General features: G+C 70.0%; 14 protein-coding genes. 11 read left to right on the plus strand and 3 right to left on the minus strand.

All coding sequences use genetic code 11. The annotated features are described in order from the left end of the window. The first annotated feature begins 34 nt into the window (after nucleotides 1–34). The 4 genes from QSK39_RS35965 (at nucleotide 35) to QSK39_RS35980 (ending at nucleotide 10,662) form a co-directional block, all read left to right on the plus strand. Nucleotides 35–892: an ADP-ribosylglycohydrolase family protein gene (locus tag QSK39_RS35965; RefSeq protein WP_285482307.1), complete on the plus strand. Its 858-nt coding sequence runs from the start codon at nucleotides 35–37 to the stop codon at nucleotides 890–892. A 640-nt stretch (nucleotides 893–1,532) separates the two neighbouring features. Continuing rightward, nucleotides 1,533–5,036: a DNA-directed RNA polymerase subunit beta gene (gene rpoB, locus QSK39_RS35970; protein ID WP_285482308.1), complete on the plus strand. Its 3,504-nt coding sequence runs from the start codon at nucleotides 1,533–1,535 to the stop codon at nucleotides 5,034–5,036. 87 nt (nucleotides 5,037–5,123) lie between these two features. Beyond that, nucleotides 5,124–9,035 (plus strand): DNA-directed RNA polymerase subunit beta', encoded by a 3,912-nt coding sequence (locus QSK39_RS35975; protein ID WP_285482309.1) that lies wholly within the window; start codon nucleotides 5,124–5,126, stop codon nucleotides 9,033–9,035. A 178-nt stretch (nucleotides 9,036–9,213) separates the two neighbouring features. Then, complete coding sequence (locus QSK39_RS35980; protein ID WP_285482310.1) at nucleotides 9,214–10,662, plus strand: SpaA isopeptide-forming pilin-related protein; 1,449 nt, start codon at nucleotides 9,214–9,216, stop codon at nucleotides 10,660–10,662. 42 nt (nucleotides 10,663–10,704) lie between these two features. Here the strand turns inward: QSK39_RS35980 and QSK39_RS35985 are convergent, their stop codons facing one another. Both QSK39_RS35985 and QSK39_RS35990 read right to left on the minus strand, forming a co-directional pair. Then, a complete protein-coding gene (locus QSK39_RS35985; RefSeq protein ID WP_285482311.1) occupies nucleotides 10,705–11,499 on the minus strand; it encodes a M15 family metallopeptidase in 795 nt (264 codons plus the stop codon). A gap of 42 nt (nucleotides 11,500–11,541) precedes the next feature. Then, nucleotides 11,542–12,048, minus strand: coding sequence for an Lrp/AsnC family transcriptional regulator (locus QSK39_RS35990; protein WP_285482312.1), 507 nt, complete (start codon nucleotides 12,046–12,048; stop codon nucleotides 11,542–11,544). A 95-nt stretch (nucleotides 12,049–12,143) separates the two neighbouring features. Between QSK39_RS35990 and QSK39_RS35995 the strand changes: the two genes are divergently transcribed. From QSK39_RS35995 to QSK39_RS36025, 7 genes are all read left to right on the plus strand, one after another. Further along, complete coding sequence (locus QSK39_RS35995) at nucleotides 12,144–13,322, plus strand: MFS transporter (protein WP_285482313.1); 1,179 nt, start codon at nucleotides 12,144–12,146, stop codon at nucleotides 13,320–13,322. A 61-nt stretch (nucleotides 13,323–13,383) separates the two neighbouring features. Continuing rightward, nucleotides 13,384–14,025, plus strand: coding sequence for a zinc ribbon domain-containing protein (locus QSK39_RS36000; RefSeq protein WP_285482314.1), 642 nt, complete (start codon nucleotides 13,384–13,386; stop codon nucleotides 14,023–14,025). A 309-nt stretch (nucleotides 14,026–14,334) separates the two neighbouring features. Continuing rightward, a complete protein-coding gene (locus QSK39_RS36005) occupies nucleotides 14,335–16,182 on the plus strand; it encodes a hypothetical protein (protein WP_285482315.1) in 1,848 nt (615 codons plus the stop codon). 54 nt (nucleotides 16,183–16,236) lie between these two features. Continuing rightward, nucleotides 16,237–17,922 (plus strand): hypothetical protein, encoded by a 1,686-nt coding sequence (locus QSK39_RS36010; protein WP_285482316.1) that lies wholly within the window; start codon nucleotides 16,237–16,239, stop codon nucleotides 17,920–17,922. A gap of 26 nt (nucleotides 17,923–17,948) precedes the next feature. Next, a complete protein-coding gene (locus tag QSK39_RS36015) occupies nucleotides 17,949–18,155 on the plus strand; it encodes a hypothetical protein (RefSeq protein ID WP_285482317.1) in 207 nt (68 codons plus the stop codon). Between the two features lie 13 nt (nucleotides 18,156–18,168). Then, the gene (locus QSK39_RS36020) at nucleotides 18,169–18,387 is read left to right on the plus strand and encodes a hypothetical protein (RefSeq protein ID WP_086857721.1); all 219 of its coding nucleotides are present in this window, start codon (nucleotides 18,169–18,171) and stop codon (nucleotides 18,385–18,387) included. A 51-nt stretch (nucleotides 18,388–18,438) separates the two neighbouring features. Then, a complete protein-coding gene (locus QSK39_RS36025; protein ID WP_285482318.1) occupies nucleotides 18,439–18,897 on the plus strand; it encodes a hypothetical protein in 459 nt (152 codons plus the stop codon). On the opposite strand, the gene QSK39_RS36030 is transcribed toward QSK39_RS36025, so the two are convergent. After that, nucleotides 18,890–19,369 (minus strand): GNAT family N-acetyltransferase, encoded by a 480-nt coding sequence (locus tag QSK39_RS36030; RefSeq protein WP_353051106.1) that lies wholly within the window; start codon nucleotides 19,367–19,369, stop codon nucleotides 18,890–18,892. The genes QSK39_RS36025 and QSK39_RS36030 overlap by 8 nt on opposite strands. Between the last annotated feature and the right edge of the window lie 3 nt (nucleotides 19,370–19,372).

The raw sequence follows: 19,372 nt of genomic DNA on the forward strand, positions 1-19,372 counted from the left end.
CAGCGGGCGGTAGTGCCGCGGCTACGCTGGGCCGATGGGATTCGAACAGGCGTACGCCAGCCTCGCCGGCCTTGTCGTCGGTGATGCCTTCGGCGCGCAGATCCTCCTGCCCGGAGACCACCCGGACGTCGCCGGCCGGCTGCTGCCGGCCGCGCCGTGGAGCTGGACCGACGACACCGAAATGGCCTGCGCGGTCGTCGACGTCCTGCGGCGGCACGGCCACGTCGACCAGGACGTCCTGGCCGCCTCGTTCGCCGAGCACTTCGACCCCGGCCGCGGCTACGGCGCCGGGGCGCAGTGGCGCCTGAACCAGATCAAGGCCGGCCGGTCGTGGCAGGAGGTCACCGAGCGGAACGGCCGGGGCTCCTGGGGCAACGGCGGCGCGATGCGCGTGGCGCCGCTGGGGGCGTGGTTCTGCGACAACCTGCCGCAGGCGCTGCGGCAGGCCGAGCTGTCGGCGGTGATCACGCACTCGCACTTCGACGGGGTCGCGGGCGCGGTGGCCGTCGCGGCGGCGGCCGCGCTGCGGGCCGCGTCACCCGGGCTGGCCGGCGCGGACCTGCTGGACGGGGTGATCCCGCTCGTGCCGCCCGGCCGGGTGCGCGACGGGCTGACGTGGGCCCTGAAGTTCTCCGACGCGCGGGAAGCCGCCGCCAAGCTGGGCACGGGCCGCGAGCTGGCCGCGCACGACACGGTCCCGCTGGCCCTGTGGATCGCGGCCCGCTTCGGCGACAGCTTCGTCGACGCCCTGTGGACGGTGGCCCAGGTGGCCGAGGACGTCGACACGGTGGGCGCCATCGTGGGCGGCGTGCTCGCGGCGGACGGCACGCCGGTCCCGGAGAGCTGGCGCGCGGCCTGTGAGCCCCTTCCCGGCTGGCTCGCCGAGTCCTGAGCGGCCGCGGCGGCGAGGCGGGTCCGCAACCGGTCCGGGAGGCGTCTCGGACGCCTCCGGGCCGCTGAGGCGGGCGGGGTGCGTGGGGCAGCTGTGACGCCGCCCGAGGGGCCTCCGGCCGGTTACCGAAAACCGTCGCGACACGCCGCCGGCGGCGGAACCGGTGCCGTCCGAAGTGGCCTGGAACACAGGTGCGGGCGGGTGCGAAACGAGGAAAAGGCCCAGGTCCAACGCCTCTTACTGGCGCTACCAGCCAGTAGCTGGAAGACTATTCGGCCGCTCACGCTCCGCTGACCTTCTCCAACGCTGCGCCAACCGGCGGGACCCCCGTGTGGCATCTTGACTCTCGGGCCCGGTGGGTTCACGCTTACTCCCGAACGGCGAAACCGGCGGCCCTTGCGGGAGGGACAACCGGCTCGCCTGGAGGCATACCTGAAGACGTCGCGAGGCAGGCTGGGCCCCATCGGGAGCGCCCCCTGGACAGACCGCGCCGTTCGGGCTAGACTGCCTCTTTGCGCTGCCCTCTTTCAGGCTGCCCGGAGCCGGTAGTTAGGATAGTGGGCACACGGCACCCTTGACAGTCGCTGATAGCTGTTGCTATGGCGGCCGTCACCGCTCATTGTCCCCGGAAGGACGCATCTTGGCAGTCTCTCCCGCGAACCAGGCCACTGCTGCGACCACCTCGGCTGAATCTCGCTCGGAGTCCACGGGAATCCCCGGCGCGCCCAAGCGGGTTTCCTTCGCAAAGATTCGCGAACCGCTCAACACCCCCAACCTGCTCGACGTCCAGATCCAGTCGTTCCAGTGGTTCACCGGGGACGAAGCGTGGTTCGAACGCCGTGTCGAAGAAGGTGAAGAAAACCCGGTCGGCGGCCTGGAAGAGGTCCTGAACGAGATCTCCCCGATCGAAGACTTCTCCGGTTCGATGTCCCTGTCCTTCTCCGCCCCGCGCTTCGACGAGGTCAAGGCCTCGATCGAGGAGTGCAAGGACAAGGACATGACGTACGCCGCGCCGCTGTTCGTCACGGCCGAGTTCGTCAACAACAACACGGGCGAGATCAAGAGCCAGACGGTCTTCCTGGGCGACTTCCCGGTCATGACCGACAAGGGCACGTTCATCATCAACGGCACCGAGCGTGTCGTCGTGTCCCAGCTGGTCCGCTCGCCGGGCGTCTACTACTCGAAGGACGTCGACAAGACGACCGACAAGGACGTCTTCAGCGTCCGCGTGATCCCGAGCCGCGGCGCGTGGCTCGAGTTCGACGTCGACAAGCGCGACACCGTCGGCGTCCGCATCGACCGCAAGCGCCGCCAGCCGGTCACCGTGCTGCTGAAGGCCCTGGGCTGGACCACCGAGGCGATCCGCGAGCGCTTCTCCTTCTCGGAGACGCTGCTGGCGACCCTCGAGAAGGACCACACGGCCGGCACCGACGAGGCGCTGCTCGACATCTACCGCAAGCTGCGCCCGGGCGAGCCGCCCACGAAGGAGAGCGCGCAGACCCTGCTGGAGAACCTGTTCTTCAAGGCGAAGCGCTACGACCTGGCCAAGGTCGGCCGGTACAAGGTCAACAAGAAGCTGGGCCTCGACACGCCGTACGACACGGGGACGCTGACCGAAGAGGACATCGTCACCACGATCGAGTACCTGGTCCGGCTGCACGCCGGCGAGGACAAGCTCGACGCGCAGAACGGCACCGAGATCCCGGTCGAGACCGACGACATCGACCACTTCGGCAACCGGCGCCTGCGCACGGTCGGCGAGCTGATCCAGAACCAGATCCGGGTCGGCCTCTCCCGCACCGAGCGCGTCGTGCGCGAGCGCATGACGACGCAGGACGTCGAGGCGATCACGCCGCAGACCCTGATCAACATCCGCCCGATCGGCGCGGCGATCAAGGAGTTCTTCGGCACCTCGCAGCTGTCGCAGTTCATGGACCAGAACAACCCGCTGTCGGGCCTGACGCACAAGCGCCGCCTGTCGGCCCTCGGCCCGGGTGGTCTGTCCCGTGAGCGCGCCGGCATGGAGGTCCGGGACGTCCACCCGTCGCACTACGGCCGGATGTGCCCGATCGAGACGCCGGAAGGCCCGAACATCGGCCTGATCGGCTCGCTCTGCTCCTACGCGCGGGTCAACCCGTTCGGCTTCATCGAGACGCCGTACCGCAAGGTCGTCGAAGGCCGGGTCACCGACCAGGTCGACTACCTGACCGCGGACGAAGAGGACCGGTACGTCAAGGCCCAGGCCAACGCGCCGATCTCGGACGACGGCACCTTCGTCGAAGACCGGGTCATGGCCCGCCGCAAGGGTGGCGAGGTCGAGCTGATCGACCCGCTCGACATCGACTACATGGACGTCTCGCCGCGGCAGATGGTCTCGGTCGCGACGGCGATGATCCCGTTCCTCGAGCACGACGACGCGAACCGCGCCCTGATGGGTGCGAACATGCAGCGCCAGGCCGTGCCGCTGCTGCGCAACCAGGCCCCGTACGTGGGCACGGGTGTGGAGCTGCGCGCCGCGGTCGACGCCGGTGACGTGCTCGTCGCCGAGCAGTCCGGTGTCGTCGAGGAGCTCTCGGCCGACCTGATCACGATCATGCACGACGACGGCACGCGGAAGAGCTACGGACTGTACAAGTTCCGCCGCTCGAACCACGGCACCTGCTTCAACCACCGCCCGATCGTCAACGAGGGCGACCGGGTCGAGCAGGGTCAGGTCATCGCCGACGGCCCGTCCACCGAGAACGGTGAGATGGCGCTCGGCAAGAACCTGCTCGTCGCGGTCATGCCGTGGGAGGGCCACAACTACGAGGACGCGATCATCCTCTCGGAGCGCCTGGTGCAGGACGACGTCTTGACGTCGATCCACATCGAGGAGCACGAGATCGACGCCCGCGACACCAAGCTGGGCGCCGAGGAGATCACCCGGGACATCCCGAACGTCTCCGAAGAGGTCCTGGCCGACCTCGACGAGCGCGGCATCATCCGGATCGGTGCCGAGGTCCGCGACGGCGACATCCTCGTCGGCAAGGTCACGCCGAAGGGCGAGACCGAGCTGACGCCGGAAGAGCGCCTGCTCCGCGCGATCTTCGGGGAGAAGGCCCGCGAAGTCCGCGACACCTCGCTGAAGGTGCCGCACGGCGAGACCGGCAAGGTCATCGGCATCCGCGTGTTCTCGCGCGAGGACGACGACGAGCTGCCCCCGGGCGTCAACGAGCTGGTCCGCGTCTACGTGGCCCAGAAGCGCAAGATCCAGCCGGGCGACAAGCTCGCCGGCCGGCACGGCAACAAGGGTGTCATCGGCAAGATCCTGCCGGTCGAGGACATGCCGTTCATGGAGGACGGCACCCCGGTCGACATCATCCTGAACACGCACGGTGTGCCGCGACGGATGAACATCGGCCAGATCCTCGAGCTGCACCTGGGCTGGCTGGCCTCGCAGGGCTGGACGATCGAAGGCAACCCGGACTGGGCGAAGAACCTGTCCCAGGAGCTCTACGACGTCGCGCCGAACACGAACACCGCGACCCCGGTGTTCGACGGCGCGAAGGAAGAGGAGCTCACCGGGCTGCTCGGGGCGACCAAGCCGAACCGCGACGGCGAGCGCATGGTCAAGGAGAACGGCAAGGCGACCCTGCTGGACGGCCGCTCCGGCGAGCCGTACCCGTACCCGGTCGCGGTCGGCTACATGTACATCCTGAAGCTGCACCACCTGGTCGACGACAAGATCCACGCCCGTTCCACCGGCCCGTACTCGATGATCACGCAGCAGCCGCTGGGTGGTAAGGCGCAGTTCGGTGGCCAGCGCTTCGGTGAGATGGAGTGCTGGGCGATGCAGGCGTACGGCGCTGCCTACACGCTGCAGGAGCTGCTGACGATCAAGTCGGACGACGTGGTCGGCCGCGTCAAGGTGTACGAGGCCATCGTCAAGGGGGAGAACATCCCCGAGCCGGGCATCCCGGAGTCGTTCAAGGTGCTCCTCAAGGAGCTCCAGTCGCTGTGCCTCAACGTCGAGGTGCTCTCCAGCGACGGTGCGGCGATCGAGATGCGCGACTCCGACGACGAGGACCTCGAGCGCGCCGCGGCCAACCTCGGCATCAACCTGTCCCGCAACGAGTCGCCCTCGGTGGACGACGTCGTGCACTGATCGCGAGCTGAGGCGGGCCCCACCTCCCGCGGGGCCCGCCTCGCCCGCCAACCCCTCTAGCCGAAACAACCCCAAGGGGATCTAGACGTGCTGGACGTCAACTTCTTCGATGAGCTCCGCATTGGTCTCGCGACGGCCGACGACATCCGTCAGTGGTCGTACGGCGAGGTCAAGAAGCCGGAGACCATCAACTACCGGACGCTCAAGCCCGAGAAGGACGGCCTCTTCTGCGAGAAGATCTTCGGTCCGACCCGGGACTGGGAGTGCTACTGCGGCAAGTACAAGCGAGTCCGCTTCAAGGGCATCATCTGTGAGCGCTGCGGCGTCGAGGTGACCCGCGCCAAGGTGCGCCGCGAGCGGATGGGCCACATCGAGCTGGCCGCGCCGGTCACCCACATCTGGTACTTCAAGGGTGTTCCCTCCCGCCTGGGCTACCTGCTGGACCTGGCGCCGAAGGACCTCGAGAAGATCATCTACTTCGCTGCTTACGTCATCACGGGCGTGAACACGGAGCTGCGCCACAACGACCTGCCGACCCTCGAGAACGAGATCGGCGTCGAGCGCAAGAACCTCGAGACCAAGCGTGACGCGGACATCGAGACCCGCGCGCAGAAGCTGGAAGCCGACCTGGCCGAGCTGGAGGCGGAGGGCGCCAAGTCCGACGTCCGCCGCAAGGTCAAGGAAGGCGGCGAGCGCGAGATGCGCCAGCTGCGTGACCGTGCCGGTCGCGAGCTGGACCGCCTCGAGGAGGTCTGGACGACCTTCACGAAGCTCGACACCCGCCAGCTGATCGCCGACGAGCTGCTCTACCGCGAGCTCGTCGACCGCTACGGCGAGTACTTCACCGGCGGCATGGGCGCGGAGGCCATCCAGAAGCTGGCCACCGAGTTCGACGTCGCGGCCGAGGCCGACAACCTGCGCGACACGATCCGCAACGGCAAGGGGCAGAAGAAGCTCCGCGCGCTGAAGCGGCTCAAGGTCGTCGCGGCGTTCCAGGCCACCGGCAACGACCCGCGCGGCATGGTGCTCGACGCCGTCCCGGTCATCCCGCCGGACCTGCGCCCGATGGTGCAGCTGGACGGTGGCCGCTTCGCGACCTCCGACCTGAACGACCTGTACCGCCGGGTGATCAACCGGAACAACCGCCTCAAGCGGCTGATCGACCTCGGCGCGCCCGAGATCATCGTCAACAACGAGAAGCGGATGCTGCAGGAGGCCGTCGACGCGCTGTTCGACAACGGCCGCCGCGGGCGTCCGGTCACCGGCCCGGGCAACCGGCCGCTGAAGTCGCTGTCCGACCTCCTCAAGGGCAAGCAGGGCCGGTTCCGCCAGAACCTGCTCGGCAAGCGCGTCGACTACTCGGGCCGTTCGGTCATCATCGTCGGCCCGCAGCTGAAGCTGCACCAGTGCGGCCTGCCGAAGGACATGGCGCTCGAGCTGTTCAAGCCGTTCGTCATGAAGCGGCTGGTCGACCTGAACCACGCGCAGAACATCAAGTCCGCCAAGCGGATGGTGGAGCGCTCGCGGCCGCAGGTGTGGGACGTGCTGGAAGAGGTCATCACCGGCCACCCGGTGATGCTGAACCGCGCGCCGACGCTGCACCGCCTCGGCATCCAGGCCTTCGAGCCGCAGCTGGTCGAGGGCAAGGCCATCCAGCTGCACCCGCTGGTCTGCGAGGCGTTCAACGCGGACTTCGACGGTGACCAGATGGCGGTGCACCTGCCGCTGTCGGCCGAGGCGCAGGCCGAGGCCCGGATCCTGATGCTGTCGGCGAACAACATCCTGTCGCCGGCGTCGGGCCGTCCGCTCGCCATGCCGCGGCTGGACATGGTGACGGGCCTGTTCCACCTGACCCGCCTCAACGAGAAGGCCGAGGGCGCGGGCAACGCGTACTCGTCGCCGGCCGAGGCCATCATGGCCTTCGACCGCAAGGCGCTGGGCCTGCACGCCCCGATCAAGATCCGCGTCACCGACCGTCAGCCGGCGAAGGCCGACGAGGCGCGGCTCGCGGAAAAGGGCTGGGAGCCGGGCAAGGCGTGGCTGGCCGAGACGACCCTGGGCCGCGTGCTGTTCAACGAGCTGCTGCCGGCGGACTACCCGTTCATCAACGAGCCGATGCCGAAGAAGCGTCAGGCCGCGATCGTGAACGACCTCGCCGAGCGGTACTCGATGACCCAGGTCGCGCAGACCCTGGACCGCCTGAAGGACGCCGGTTTCTACTGGGCGACCCGCTCGGGTGTCACCGTCGCCATCTCGGACGTGCTCACCCCGGTGGGCAAGGCCGCCATCCTCGACGAGTACGAGGGCAAGGCCTCCCAGGTGGAGAAGCGCTACCAGCGTGGTCAGCTGTCGCACACCGAGCGCAACAACGAGCTCGTCAAGGTGTGGACGCAGGCCACCGAAGAGGTCCACAAGATCATGGAGACGGCGCTGCCGGACGACAACCCGATCGCCATGATCGTGAAGTCGGGCGCGGCGGGCAACATGACGCAGGTCCGGTCGCTGGCCGGCATGCGTGGCCTGGTGTCGAACCCGAAGGGTGAGTACATCCCGCGTCCGATCAAGGCCAACTTCCGTGAAGGCCTGTCGGTGGCGGAGTACTTCATCGCGACGCACGGTGCCCGGAAGGGCCTGGCGGACACGGCGCTGCGGACCGCCGACTCGGGTTACCTGACCCGGCGTCTGGTGGACGTCTCGCAGGACGTCATCGTCCGCGAGATCGACTGCGGCACGACCCGCGGCATCATGATGCCGATCGGCGAGGACATCGGCGACGGCAAGGTGCTGCGCGACCAGCACGTCGAGACCTCCGTGTACGCGCGGAACCTCGCGACGGACGCGGTGGACGCCAAGGGCAACGTCGTGCTGAACGCGGGCGACGACATCGGCGACCCGGCCCTCGACAAGCTGCTCTCCAGCGGCATCTCGAAGGTCAAGGTCCGCTCGGTGCTGACCTGCGAGTCGGCCGTCGGCATCTGCGCGACCTGCTACGGCCGCTCGATGGCGACCGGTCAGCTCGTCGACGTCGGCGAGGCCGTGGGTATCGTCGCGGCCCAGTCGATCGGTGAGCCGGGTACGCAGCTGACGATGCGTACGTTCCACCAGGGTGGTGTCGCCGGTGACGACATCACGACCGGTCTGCCCCGTGTGCAGGAGCTCTTCGAAGCTCGTGTCCCGAAGGGCAAGGCGCCGATCGCCGACGTCGATGGCCGCGTGCGCATCGAGGAGAGCGAGCGGTTCTGGAAGATCACGCTGATCCCGGACGACGGCGGCGAAGAGATCGTCTTCGACAAGCTGTCCAAGCGTCAGCGGCTCGCGAACACCCCGAACGGCCCGCTGGGCGACGGCGACCACGTCAACGTCGGCCAGCAGCTGCTCGAGGGCACGCCGGACCCGCACGAGGTCCTGCGGGTCATGGGGCCGCGCGAGGCGCAGATGCACCTGACGGACGAGGTCCAGAAGGTGTACCGGGCGCAGGGTGTGTCGATCCACGACAAGCACATCGAGGTCATCGTCCGGCAGATGCTGCGCCGGGTGACGATCATCGACTCCGGTGCCACGGACTTCCTGCCGGGCGAGCTGCCCGAGCGGACCAAGTTCGAGGCGACGAACCGGGCGTCGGTCGCCGAGGGCGGCGAGCCGGCTTCGGGTCGTCCGGTGCTGATGGGCATCACGAAGGCGTCGCTCACCACGGACTCGTGGCTGTCGGCGGCGTCGTTCCAGGAGACCACGCGCGTCCTGACCGACGCGGCCATCAACGGCCGCTCGGACCGGCTCGTGGGCCTCAAGGAGAACGTGATCATCGGTAAGCTGATCCCGGCCGGTACGGGCATCAACAAGTACCGCAACATCCAGGTGCAGCCGACGGAAGAGGCCCGGGTCGCGGCGTACGCGATCCCGTCCTACGACGACGGCTACTACACCCCGGACGTGTTCGGTACAGGCACCGGTGCCGCGGTGCCGCTGGACGACTACGACTTCGGCCGCGACTTCCGCTGAAGCTGAGTCACGAGAAAGGCCCCTGCCGGGTTTCCGGCGGGGGCCTTTCCCGTTGTGTCCGGAACCGGCCAATCGGCCGGAAAGCCTGTTCCCCTTTTGCCCGCTGTGGCTACAGTGAGGTGGTTCTGCGCGATTCGGGGGCTTTGCGCGTTCCAGCGGGTAGCAGGGGGAGACTGCTTTGACCAATCGATTTGTCCTGCGTTCCGCCGGGCGGAGAGCGGCGGTTCTACTCGCCGTGCTCGTCACGGCGATGGCGACGTTGACCAGTGCGTTCGCGGCTCCGGCGGGAGCGGCCTCGGACCGGATCGGCGTTTCGGTCACCTTCGACAAACCGTCCTACGGGACCGGTGACGAGGTTCGTGCCACGGTCAAGCTGACGAACAACGGCTCCGGCCGGGCCACCGGGCTCACGGTTTTCCAGGACTTCGACCCGATCGACCTGTCCGTTCCCTACGGCGGCTGGGGTGAGCTCCAGAACCGGCCGGGGTTGACGATCGAGTCCGGGCAGTCGTTCGAGCTGACGGTTTCCGGGCACGTCCGGGACCCCGAGCAGACCACGACGGCCCTGCGCGGCATCGTGTTCGACGAGACCGGGTTCGGGGTCGGCTCGTTCGACTCCCGGGTGCCGGTCACGCGGGTGCCCGGTCGCGCGACGGGCGTCTTTTACGCGGACCGCAACGGCGACGGTGTCCTCGACGCCGGCGAACCGCTCGCCGGCGCCGAGCTCACCCTGCGGTACGTCACCGGCACCAGGAACTACACGGCCACGAGCGACGCCGAAGGGAAGTTCACCTTCGACCTCCCGGCGGGGGACTACACCCTGGGCGGTGACGTCGTCGACGGCTGGCTGGTGCGGTGGCAGACCGTCCGCATCGCCCCGGACACCCCGGACCTGCTCGTCCGCGGCGCGCCGCCGTTGAACGGCGCCTTGACCGCGTCGCTGGCGTTCACCCACGACAGCTACCAGCCAGGCGACCTGGCGCACCTCACCGTGACGCTGGCCAACTCGGGTTCGACCCCGCTGACCGGCATCGTGGCCGCGTGCAACCGCATCGGTGACGGCTACATGCTGAACGGCACCGGCCCGGGCTGGGGTGATCTCGAGTGGAACCGCGGCGTGACGATCGCCGCCGGGGAGACCCGGACGTTCGACGTGTCCGAGACGGTGCCGCAGGCATCCTTGAACCGTGGCAAGGTCGTGGCCGCGTGCGACTTCGGGTACAGCGAAGTCGACATCGACAACCACGCGAACGCGCGCGCCGAAGCCGCCGTGCCGGGCGCCAAGGCCGTGGTCGAGGGCACCATCGGAGTCATCGACGACCGGGGCGAGGTGACGCGGGGACTGGCCGGAACCGAGGTCGTGCTGGTGTCCGACCGCCACTGCCCGGTCACCGGCCGGCGCACCAGCGACGAGAACGGGCACTTCCTCTTCGAGGACGTGGCTCCCGGGCCCGCCTACCAGCTGTACTTCCTGACACCGTCGGGCTGGAAGACGAAGTACGAGAACCCGACCGGGATCGACGTCCAGGGCCCGCCGGAGAACCACTACGCGTACCGGATCGCCGCCGAAGAAGGGGGCGCGCCGAAGCCGGAGGTGCCGGTCAACCCCGCGGACTGCACGCCCTGACGGGCAGCGCCCCGGTCCACAGTGGACCGGGGCGCTTCCGGTTCAGCGCACGCTGCGGTGCGACACCGGGAAGTCGAAGTACGTGTCCGGGAACGGCTCGCCGTCGAGGGTGAAGTGCCACCACTCCTCGGGCAAGTTGTGGAAGCCCGCCGCGATCATCGTGTCCCGCAGCAGGTCGCGGTTCTGCCGCGCCACGCCGGTGATCGCCGGGTTGTCCGTGTGGGCGAGCGGGTCGAAACAGTCGTAGCCGGTGCCCATGTCGACCATGTTGTCCGGGAAGCGCTGGTTCCGCGGCGCGAAGCACGGCACGAGCGGCTCGCCGGGGAAGTACGGGCGCTGGAACCGCGGTGGGAGCTTCACGATGGTCAGGTCCATGGTGCTGCCCCGGCTGTGCCCGGACTTCTCGGCGATGTACCCCTCTTCGAACAGCCGGTCCTTGGCGACGTTCGGGTAGAACTCGGCCTTCATCTTCTCGTCGGCGAGGTCCTTGGCCCACCGCACGAAGTGGTCGACCGCGCGCTGCGGGCGGTAGCAGTCGTAGACCTTGAGGGTGTAGCCCTGCTGCCGCAGCCGAGCCTGGGCCTGCCGCAGGCCTTCGGCCGCCTGCCGGGTCAGGATGCAGGTGGGCTCGAGGTAGCCGTCGACGCGCCGGCCGACGAAGTTGTGCCGGGTGGCGTAGCGGATGTCCTGCAGGATCGACGGCGCGACGTCGGAGAGGGCGACGAACCCGGCGGGGGCGGCCGGCGGCGCGGCCTGGGCGGTGGCGGGGACGGCGAGGGTGGCCAACGTGGTGAGGGTGACGGCCAGGGCACGCACCCTCCGAGTCAAGATCGGCATACCTCTCATCTAGCAGGTAATCGCTCCCCGATCAGCCGCCGCTCAGGGTGAACCCCAGCCTTCCGACGTCGTCGCGCGCAGGAAGTCGTCCGAAGGCGGCTGCACCGGCCGTCCCTCGAACTGCGTCGACAGCACCACCGACGACCGCAGCTCGCCGTGCTTGCCGAGCCGTTCCAGCAGCCCTTCGAAGTGCTCGAGCGAGGCTGCACGGATCTTCAGCATCGTGCAGTGGTCGCCGGACAGCCGGTGGATCTCGACGACCTCCGGGTAGTCCTCGGACTTCGACGTCTTCAGCAGGCAGCTGCTCAGCGCGCAGCGCATCTCGACGAACGCCTGCAGCGGCTGGCCCGCGCGCCGCGCGTCGACCTGCGCGCGGTAGCCGGTGATCACGCCGGTCTCCTCCAGCCGCCGCACACGCTCGGCCACCGCCGGCGCCGAGAGGTTGATGCGGCGGCCCAGCTCCTTGAACGACAGCCTCCCGTCGGCCTGCAGCAGGTCGAGCAGCCGCCAATCGACGTCGTCCAGGGGCTTTTCCGAACGGAAGGTCATGGGCCCTATCTTCCTTCCGAAGAGCGGGCGTGGCGACGGATTTGCCGTCGATCGTCCCTTCGCGAGATCGCCGGGAGTTCCTAAAGTTGCTGGTCATGGGGACTTTGACGGTGACCGGCCGGGCTCGGTCGATGGGCGCGCTGTTCGCCGGCGTCGCGCTGCTCAACACGGCGACGGTCGGCCTGAGCACCGCGGCGACGCTGATCGTCGCCGCGGGCAGCGGGCCGGGCTGGAGCGGGCTGCCGAGCGTCGCGAGCGTGCTCGGCACCGCCGCCGGCGCGCTCGGCGTCGGGCTGCTGCTGCCGGGCCACGGCCGTCGTCGCGTGCTGGCCGCCGGCTACGCGATCGCCGCGGCCGGTGCGCTGATCGCGTTCGCCGGCGCGCTGACGACGTCGCTCGTGCCGCTCCTGCTCGGCATCCTGCTGGTCGGGCTCGGCAACGGCGGCGCGCAGCTGTCGCGGTACCTGGCCGCGGACCTCTACCCGGAGGAACACCGGGGCCGCGCGCTGTCGAACGTCGTGTGGGCCGGAACCGTCGGCGCCCTCGCGGGTCCGGCGCTGATGGCTCCGGCGGCGGACGTCGTCACCGGGTTCGGCTGGCCGTCGCTGTCCGGGCCGGTCGCGGTCGCGGTGCTGGCCACGGCGGGCGCCGCGCTGGCGGCCGCGTTCCTCCCGCGGCACGTCCCGCTCCCGCCGGAGAAGCCGGTGGCCGCGGTTGCCCCAGTGCGCCCGGCCGGCGTCGCGCGGCCGCTGGTCGCGATGGTCGCCGCGCAGCTGACGATGGTCGCGGTGATGACCATGACGCCGCTGCAGCTGGAGAACCACGGCCACGGTCTCGACGTCGTCGGCTGGGTGCTGAGCGCGCACCTGTTCGGCATGTTCGCGCTGGCGCCGCTGTCCGGCCGGATCGCCGACCGCTGGGGCCCGCGCGTGACGATCAACGCGGGGCTCGGTGTCCTGGCGCTGTCGACGGCGACCGCGCTCGCCGCGCCGACCGCGCACACGTCCGGCCTGCCGGTCGCGTTGTTCCTGCTGGGGTACGGCTGGAACCTGGTGTTCGTCGGCGGCAGCGCGCAGCTGAGCCGTGACCTCGCGCCGGAGACGCGCAGCCGGGTGCAGGGCACGGTCGACGCGGTGGTCTGGTCCGCGTCCGCTTTGGCCGGTTTGGGGTCGGGACAGCTGTTTGCGGGTGGCGGATACGCGCTCGTCGCGGTCGTCGGCGGCGTGCTGGCGCTGCTTCCGTTGGCCCTGCTGGTATCCCGTGACGGCCGGTAGCCGAGTCGTTGTCGGCAAATCTCTCGTCGCCGAACGCGCGGTGCGCTGGCGAAGATGGGCCGTGGCTGACTCTGTGCCCTTCACGGACAACTTCTCGGACCTCTCCAACACGCAGGGGTACCAGTTCGAGTTCCGCTGTGAACGCTGCGGGAACGGGTTCCGTTCCGCGTTCCAGCGCGACACCATGGAAACCGGGCGAAGCGTGCTTCGCACGGTCGGCTCGTTCTTCGGCGGGACGCTGCGGGACCTGAGCAACTCGGCCGACCAGTGGCGCTACGACCGCGCGACCAACTCGCCCGCGAAGGACCGTGCGCTCGCGGCGGCGGTCAAGGAGATCACGCCGAGCTTCCGCCAGTGCCGTGGCTGCAGCGACTGGATGTGCCACGACCAGTGCTGGAACGAGGAGATCGGCCAGTGCCTGCGCTGCTCGCCGAGTGTCGCCGAGGAGATCTCGCGCGCGCAGGCGTCGGCCCAGCGCGACCAGATCTGGGACAAGGCCCGCGAGAAGGACTGGACGTCCGACCTGGACATCGACACCCGGGCGAAGGTCACCTGCCCGGGCTGCGGCCTGAAGGCCGAGGGCGGGAAGTTCTGCTCGTCGTGCGGGACGTCGCTCGCGCTGAAGGTCCGCTGCGGCGGCTGCGGGAGCGAGGGCAACAAGCCCGGCGCGCTGTTCTGCTCGGACTGCGGCTCCAAACTCTGACCGGAGTTCCCGGCACTTCATAACGAATTCGTAACTCGCAGCCCCGGCGTTCAGGCGCCGGGGCTGCGCCATTGTGACCAACCGTGACACCGCCGGTTGGTCCAGTGTGTCCGCTCACCCGTTCGGCGCAGCGGCGTACGTCAAATCGGCCCACTTCGTGGGAGATTAACCCTTTCGGGTCGGTTCTCATTCTTTGATCACGGCTGGACCCTTTGCCCGCTTGGCGCGACTATCCCGTCCAGGTCGGCTGACGTCAGCTTTCCGTTGTGTCCCAACGGTTTCCATCCGTGAGAACGAACAGGGAGAACCATGCGATCAACTCCGTCGCGCCCGGGCCGGTGGCGAAAGGTGGTGACCGGCGCCGCGGCACTCGCCCTCGCGGCCGGCGCGGTCACGTACACCGGTTCGTCCACCGGCGCCTACGCCGACGTCCAGACCGTCACCGACGCGAAGACCGCGTCCGACGGCAAGCAGTACTGGGTGCAGAACCACCTGGTGTCCCAGGATCTCGCGCGTTCGGCGAGCGGCACGCCGAAGAAGTGGCTGCTCGTCTGGGCCGGCGACGAGAACATCGCCGACACGCTCGTCAAGGACGTCAAGAACCTGCCGGGCACCCTCGGCGGCGGGCTCAACAAGCTCAAGAACGCCTTGCCCGGCCCGGACTTCCTCGCCGTGATCGACGCGACGCAGGGGTCGCCGACGTACGGCAAGGTCGTCAACACCGCCACCGTCGGGCCGCTGGTCGAGAACGAGCCGCACCACATGCAGTACGTGTGGCACCAGGGCGACACGATCTACGCCGGCGCGCTGTTCGCCGCGGTGACGTACGCCTTCGACGTCAGCGCGCTGCCGCAGCTGAAGCTCAAGGGCGTCAGCCTCCCGACGAACACCCTGGGCGGCAGCGTCCCGGACGCCTACTGGGTGCTCAAGGACGGCACCGCGTACGGCACGTACATGGGCGGCCCGGTCGTCCCCGGCCCGCACTCCTACGCCGACGGCTCCACGCAGATCGGCAACGGCTTCGCGGGCAGCCCCGGCGAGGTCGTCCACTTCGGACAGAACGCCGAGGTCCTCTCGGAGTCCCCGGCGGCGACCCCGCAGGGCGACAACCAGAAGCTCTGCGACAACCTGCCGCAGCTGGGCAAGCCGACGTGCGCCAACCCGCACGGCATCCAGGCCCGCGAGGACCTGAACACGCTCGTCACCAGCGACTACGCCGAGCCGCGCAACATCATCCTCGACCCGGTGAAGCAGCCGTCGCCGTACCTACGCCGGCCGACCGTGCGGACCTGGGACATCTCCGACCGCAACCACCCGAAGCTGAAGTCGGTGTCGTACCTGCAGGACGGCCCGCGTGCCGATCCCGCCGACCCGCTGCACGCCGAGAGCCGCGCGGTCATGGAGACCACGGTGACGAACCTGCCGGGGCACAAGGGCGCGTTCGCCCAGACCATGCAGGGCGGCGCGGTGTTCTACACGCCGGACATCACCGCGGCCGAGCCGCACTGGATCGAGGTGTTCGACGACGGCGCCGCGAACAAGTCCATCTACGCGAACAACGACTCCAACGGCGCCAGCTCCAACGGCGGCTGGATCCAGACGAGCCCGGACGACAAGTACCTCTACCGCGCGATCGTCGGGCGGCAGAAGGGCACCCTCTCGGCCGACGACCCCGGTACCACCGGCGGCGTCTACGTCCTCGACATCCGGAAGCTGCTCGCTGCGGGCGACCGGGTCGAGGACATCCAGGGCCGGGTCGACACCAAGGCGAAGGCGCAGCAGGGCGGGGGCGGCGACCTGCCGACCGTCGTCGGCGCGGCTCCGATCAACCCCGGCACGCCGGGCGCGGGCCCGCACTGGGGCGCCTACGACAACTGGGCGCTCGGCAGCGACGGTTTCTACCACGAAACCACGTCGCCGCAGCACCTCGCGGTGTCGAACTACTTCGTCGCGCGGTCCGGTTTGGACGGTGACCACAAGGTCAACCTGCTGAACCTGGGCCCGGACGGGAAGGTCGCGGTCGACCAGAACTTCCGGGACGAGTTCACCGGGCAGGTCGGCATCAACTTCAACCGCAAGTCGTGGCCGCACGGGGACTTCGGCAACGCCAAGCCGCACTCCGAGCTGTTCGTGGTCGCGGACGCGGACATCAAGTAGCCGACCGCGGGCGGGGTCGTCCGCGGCCCCGCCCGCTCTCCCGGAAGGTCCCTGATGGAACACGACCACTCCGCGCCGACCGGTTCGTCCACAGTGGACGTCCTGGCGCTGGTCCTCCGGCTCGCCCTGCTGTTGTCGACGGCGTTCCTCGCCGGCGGCGGTCTCCTGCGGCCGCCGGACCGCCGGGCGCCCCGCGTGCTGTACGTCCTCGGCGGGGTCTCGGCGCTGCTCGCGGTGGTGTCGTCCTTCGCCGTCGACATCAACGTCGTCGCGCTGGCGATCCACGTCGTGCTCGCGGTGGCGGTGCCGGTCCTCCCGCGGGCCACGCGCTGGACGTCGCTCGCGCTGCTGGTGCTGGTCGTGCTGGAGACGTCGTCGGGTGGCACGGGTGTCGAGTTCGCGCTCGACTCGGTGTTCGTCGCCGGGGCCGCCGTCTGGTTCGGCTTCACCCTGCACGGGCCGGTCCCGGCGTCGTCGATCCGGCCCGGACCCCTGGCCCTCACCCTCGGCGGGCTCTTGGTCCTCGCCGGCGCGGTGCGGTTCGGGCTGTCCGGCGTCGGGTTCGACCGGCGGCTCTACACCACGCTCTTCGGGTTCGCGGTGCTCGCCGTGGTGGTCCTCCCACTGGCGGTGAGTGGGCTCGCGGTGGTCCTGCGCGGGCGCGCCTACCGGTTCGGCGCGGCCGGCGTCGCGCTCGGGTTCCTCGCGTGGAGCGCGCTGGGCGCGATCCCCGCGCCGCCGCCGCTGCCGGTGCCCGGGGTGCCGCTGCTGGCCGACGCGCCGGGGTTCCCGGTGCTGGTCAGCCCGCACCGGCCGGGGCACAACGTCGTCCACTTCCCGCCGAGCGCGGGCGACGACCTCGCCGCCGGCGTCCGCGGCGGGATCATCACCAAGGCCGTCGCGCGGCCCGGCGCCGAAGGCACCTGGGCCGACGTCGACCTGCCACCCGGTCGCAGCGACCTGGAGATCCACCGGGGTGACGCGACTACGGTCGTCGAGGTCGACGCGGGCCGTGCGCCCGGTCCGGCGATCACCGAGGCCGACGCGCCGGAATGCGCGTCGGCGGCTCTCGGTGGCCTGGTCGCGGGCCGCTCCGACGTCCTGACGGCGTGCCCGTCCGACACGCTGACGCCGGAGGACAGCGGGGCGCTGGTCAAGCTCGTCGAGTTCCTCGCCGGGCGGAAGCCGGCCGCGATCACGCTGGCCGAGGACGACTCGCCGCGCGGTGTCGCGGCGGCGAAGCTGGTGCGGGACACCGCCGCGCGCGCCGGGCTGGCCGTGCGGCCGGACGCCGGACCGGACACCGCGCTCGTCGTCGTCGCAGGCTGGTCCGCCGGGTACACGGCGATGACGCGGGCCGCCGAGCTGCAACGCCTCGAACCCACCCACCAGTACGGGCTCTACCTGGCGCCGTGGCTGCTGAACGGGCCGATCGTCAACGCGGTCGCGAGTGCGTCGCTGCCGCTGCGGTTCGACCCGCGGGAGGCGACCGCGGTCGGGTGCGCCGTGGCGGTCGGCGACCGCTTCGGCGGCGAAAGCCCGACGCTGGGCGGTTTCCGGACCTGGCTGGGCGCCGACCGGTCGGCGGGCGACGTCCAGATCTTCGCCGCCGCCCAGGTCAACGCCATGCCGATGTACCCCACCGAACCCCACGCCACCGGAATGGTGATGGACCGCGACTACGCGGGCCAGTGGGTCCCCGACGGAACCATCGTGCCGATCACGTCGGTTCTGCGCTGAAAAACCCTTGTTGCGAAAGGAAAAGCATGAAGCGTCTTGCTGCCCGCGTCCTGCTGCCGCTCGTCGCGGCGACGGCGTTCACCGGCCTGGCCGCCGGCGTCGCCGGTGCCGACCCGACCGACGGCTCCGTCTGGCTCGTGCCCGGCGTCGACCTCGGCAGCCTGCTCGGGCCGATCGGCCAGCCGGTCGGCCTGCTCGCCCCCGTCTTCGACCTGATCACCGCTGTTTCCTGAAAGGCAGGCAACCATGAAGAAGACCCTCGCTGTCGCGATCCTCACCGGTGCGGCCCTGTTCGGCGCGGCGGCGCCGGCGCTGGCCGCCGACGCCCCCGGTGTCGTCGTGGTCGACGAGCCGGACACCAGTGGCCTGAACAACATCTGGACGTTCGCGCCGCTCGGCGTCCCGGTGCTCGGCCTGATCCAGTCGGTCAACGGTGTCCCCGGCAAGCTCCTGCCCTCCTTCTGACCCTCCGGCGGCCCCTCACCCGAGGGGCCGCCGTTTCCCCTGGGAGTCCCCATGGACCGGCAGCTCGTCGGCAGGCTCGGCATCGCGGTGATCGCGATCGCGGCGGTCACCGCCGGCATCTTCATCCTGGGCGACCACGGTTCGCCGCCACCCTCGCCGCCGGTCGCGGTCGTGGGGGAGCCGTCGCCGTCCTCGGTGCCGCCGCGCACGATCATGGCGACGGCGACGTACACCTCGACCCCGCCGGCGCCGTCCGGCTACCAGGTGACCTACGAGCTGGCCGGCACCGGCACGGCGACGGTCGTCTACGACTCGAACGGCCTCGGCCTGGTCCACCAGGAGCTCGACGTCGCCCTGCCGTGGCGCAAGGAGCTCTCGTGGCCGTCGGCCGGGTCGGTCCAGCTGCTCGGGCAGGGGAGCGGCGCGGTGGAGTGCCGCGTCTCGGTCGGCGGTCGCGTGGTGACGACGCACAAGGCGGCGCCCGGCGAAGTCGCCGCCTGCGTCAGCTGAGGGCCTTCGCGAACCAGTGCTCGGCGAACTGCCCGTCGTTGAAGGGTTCGACCTCGTCGTAGCCGAGCTTCGCGTAGAGCGCGCGGGCCTCGACGAGGTCGTCTCGGGTGTCGAGCCGCATGAGGGTGGCGCCGAGCCGCCGGGCCGCGTCCTCGGCGGCTGCCACCAGCAGGGGCGCGATCCCCGAGCCGCGGTGCGCCGGCTTGACGAACACCTTCGTCAGCTCGCTGACCCCCGGCGCGACGACCCGGGTCCCGGCACAGCCCGCGGCTTCGCCGTCGCGGTAGCCGACGAGGAACGCCCCGGTGGGGGACACCAGGTCGGTCCCGGGCTCTTCGGCCACGTAGTGCGTGAGCTCGGCTTCGGTGATCGGGCGCCCGTAGTAGCGCGAAGCGACTTCGTCCATGTACGCGCGCATGATCGCGACGGCGTCCGGGTGAGCGACGTCGATCTGGGTGATCTTCCAGTTCACGTC

This window comes from Amycolatopsis sp. NBRC 101858, from assembly GCF_030269325.1.
GTDB lineage: Bacteria > Actinomycetota > Actinomycetes > Mycobacteriales > Pseudonocardiaceae > Amycolatopsis > Amycolatopsis ponsaeliensis.

Excerpts from the sequence above, each read along its gene's own strand:
- QSK39_RS35965 (WP_285482307.1), top strand. The coding sequence starts at position 35 with ATGGGATTCGAACAGGCGTACGCCAGCCTCGCCGGCCTTGTCGTCGGT.
- QSK39_RS35985 (WP_285482311.1), bottom strand. The coding sequence starts at position 11,499 with ATGCCGATCTTGACTCGGAGGGTGCGTGCCCTGGCCGTCACCCTCACC.
- QSK39_RS35990 (WP_285482312.1), bottom strand. The coding sequence starts at position 12,048 with ATGACCTTCCGTTCGGAAAAGCCCCTGGACGACGTCGATTGGCGGCTG.
- QSK39_RS35995 (WP_285482313.1), top strand. The coding sequence starts at position 12,144 with ATGGGGACTTTGACGGTGACCGGCCGGGCTCGGTCGATGGGCGCGCTG.
- QSK39_RS36005 (WP_285482315.1), top strand. The coding sequence starts at position 14,335 with ATGCGATCAACTCCGTCGCGCCCGGGCCGGTGGCGAAAGGTGGTGACC.
- QSK39_RS36010 (WP_285482316.1), top strand. The coding sequence starts at position 16,237 with ATGGAACACGACCACTCCGCGCCGACCGGTTCGTCCACAGTGGACGTC.
- QSK39_RS36015 (WP_285482317.1), top strand. The coding sequence starts at position 17,949 with ATGAAGCGTCTTGCTGCCCGCGTCCTGCTGCCGCTCGTCGCGGCGACG.
- QSK39_RS36020 (WP_086857721.1), top strand. The coding sequence starts at position 18,169 with ATGAAGAAGACCCTCGCTGTCGCGATCCTCACCGGTGCGGCCCTGTTC.
- QSK39_RS36025 (WP_285482318.1), top strand. The coding sequence starts at position 18,439 with ATGGACCGGCAGCTCGTCGGCAGGCTCGGCATCGCGGTGATCGCGATC.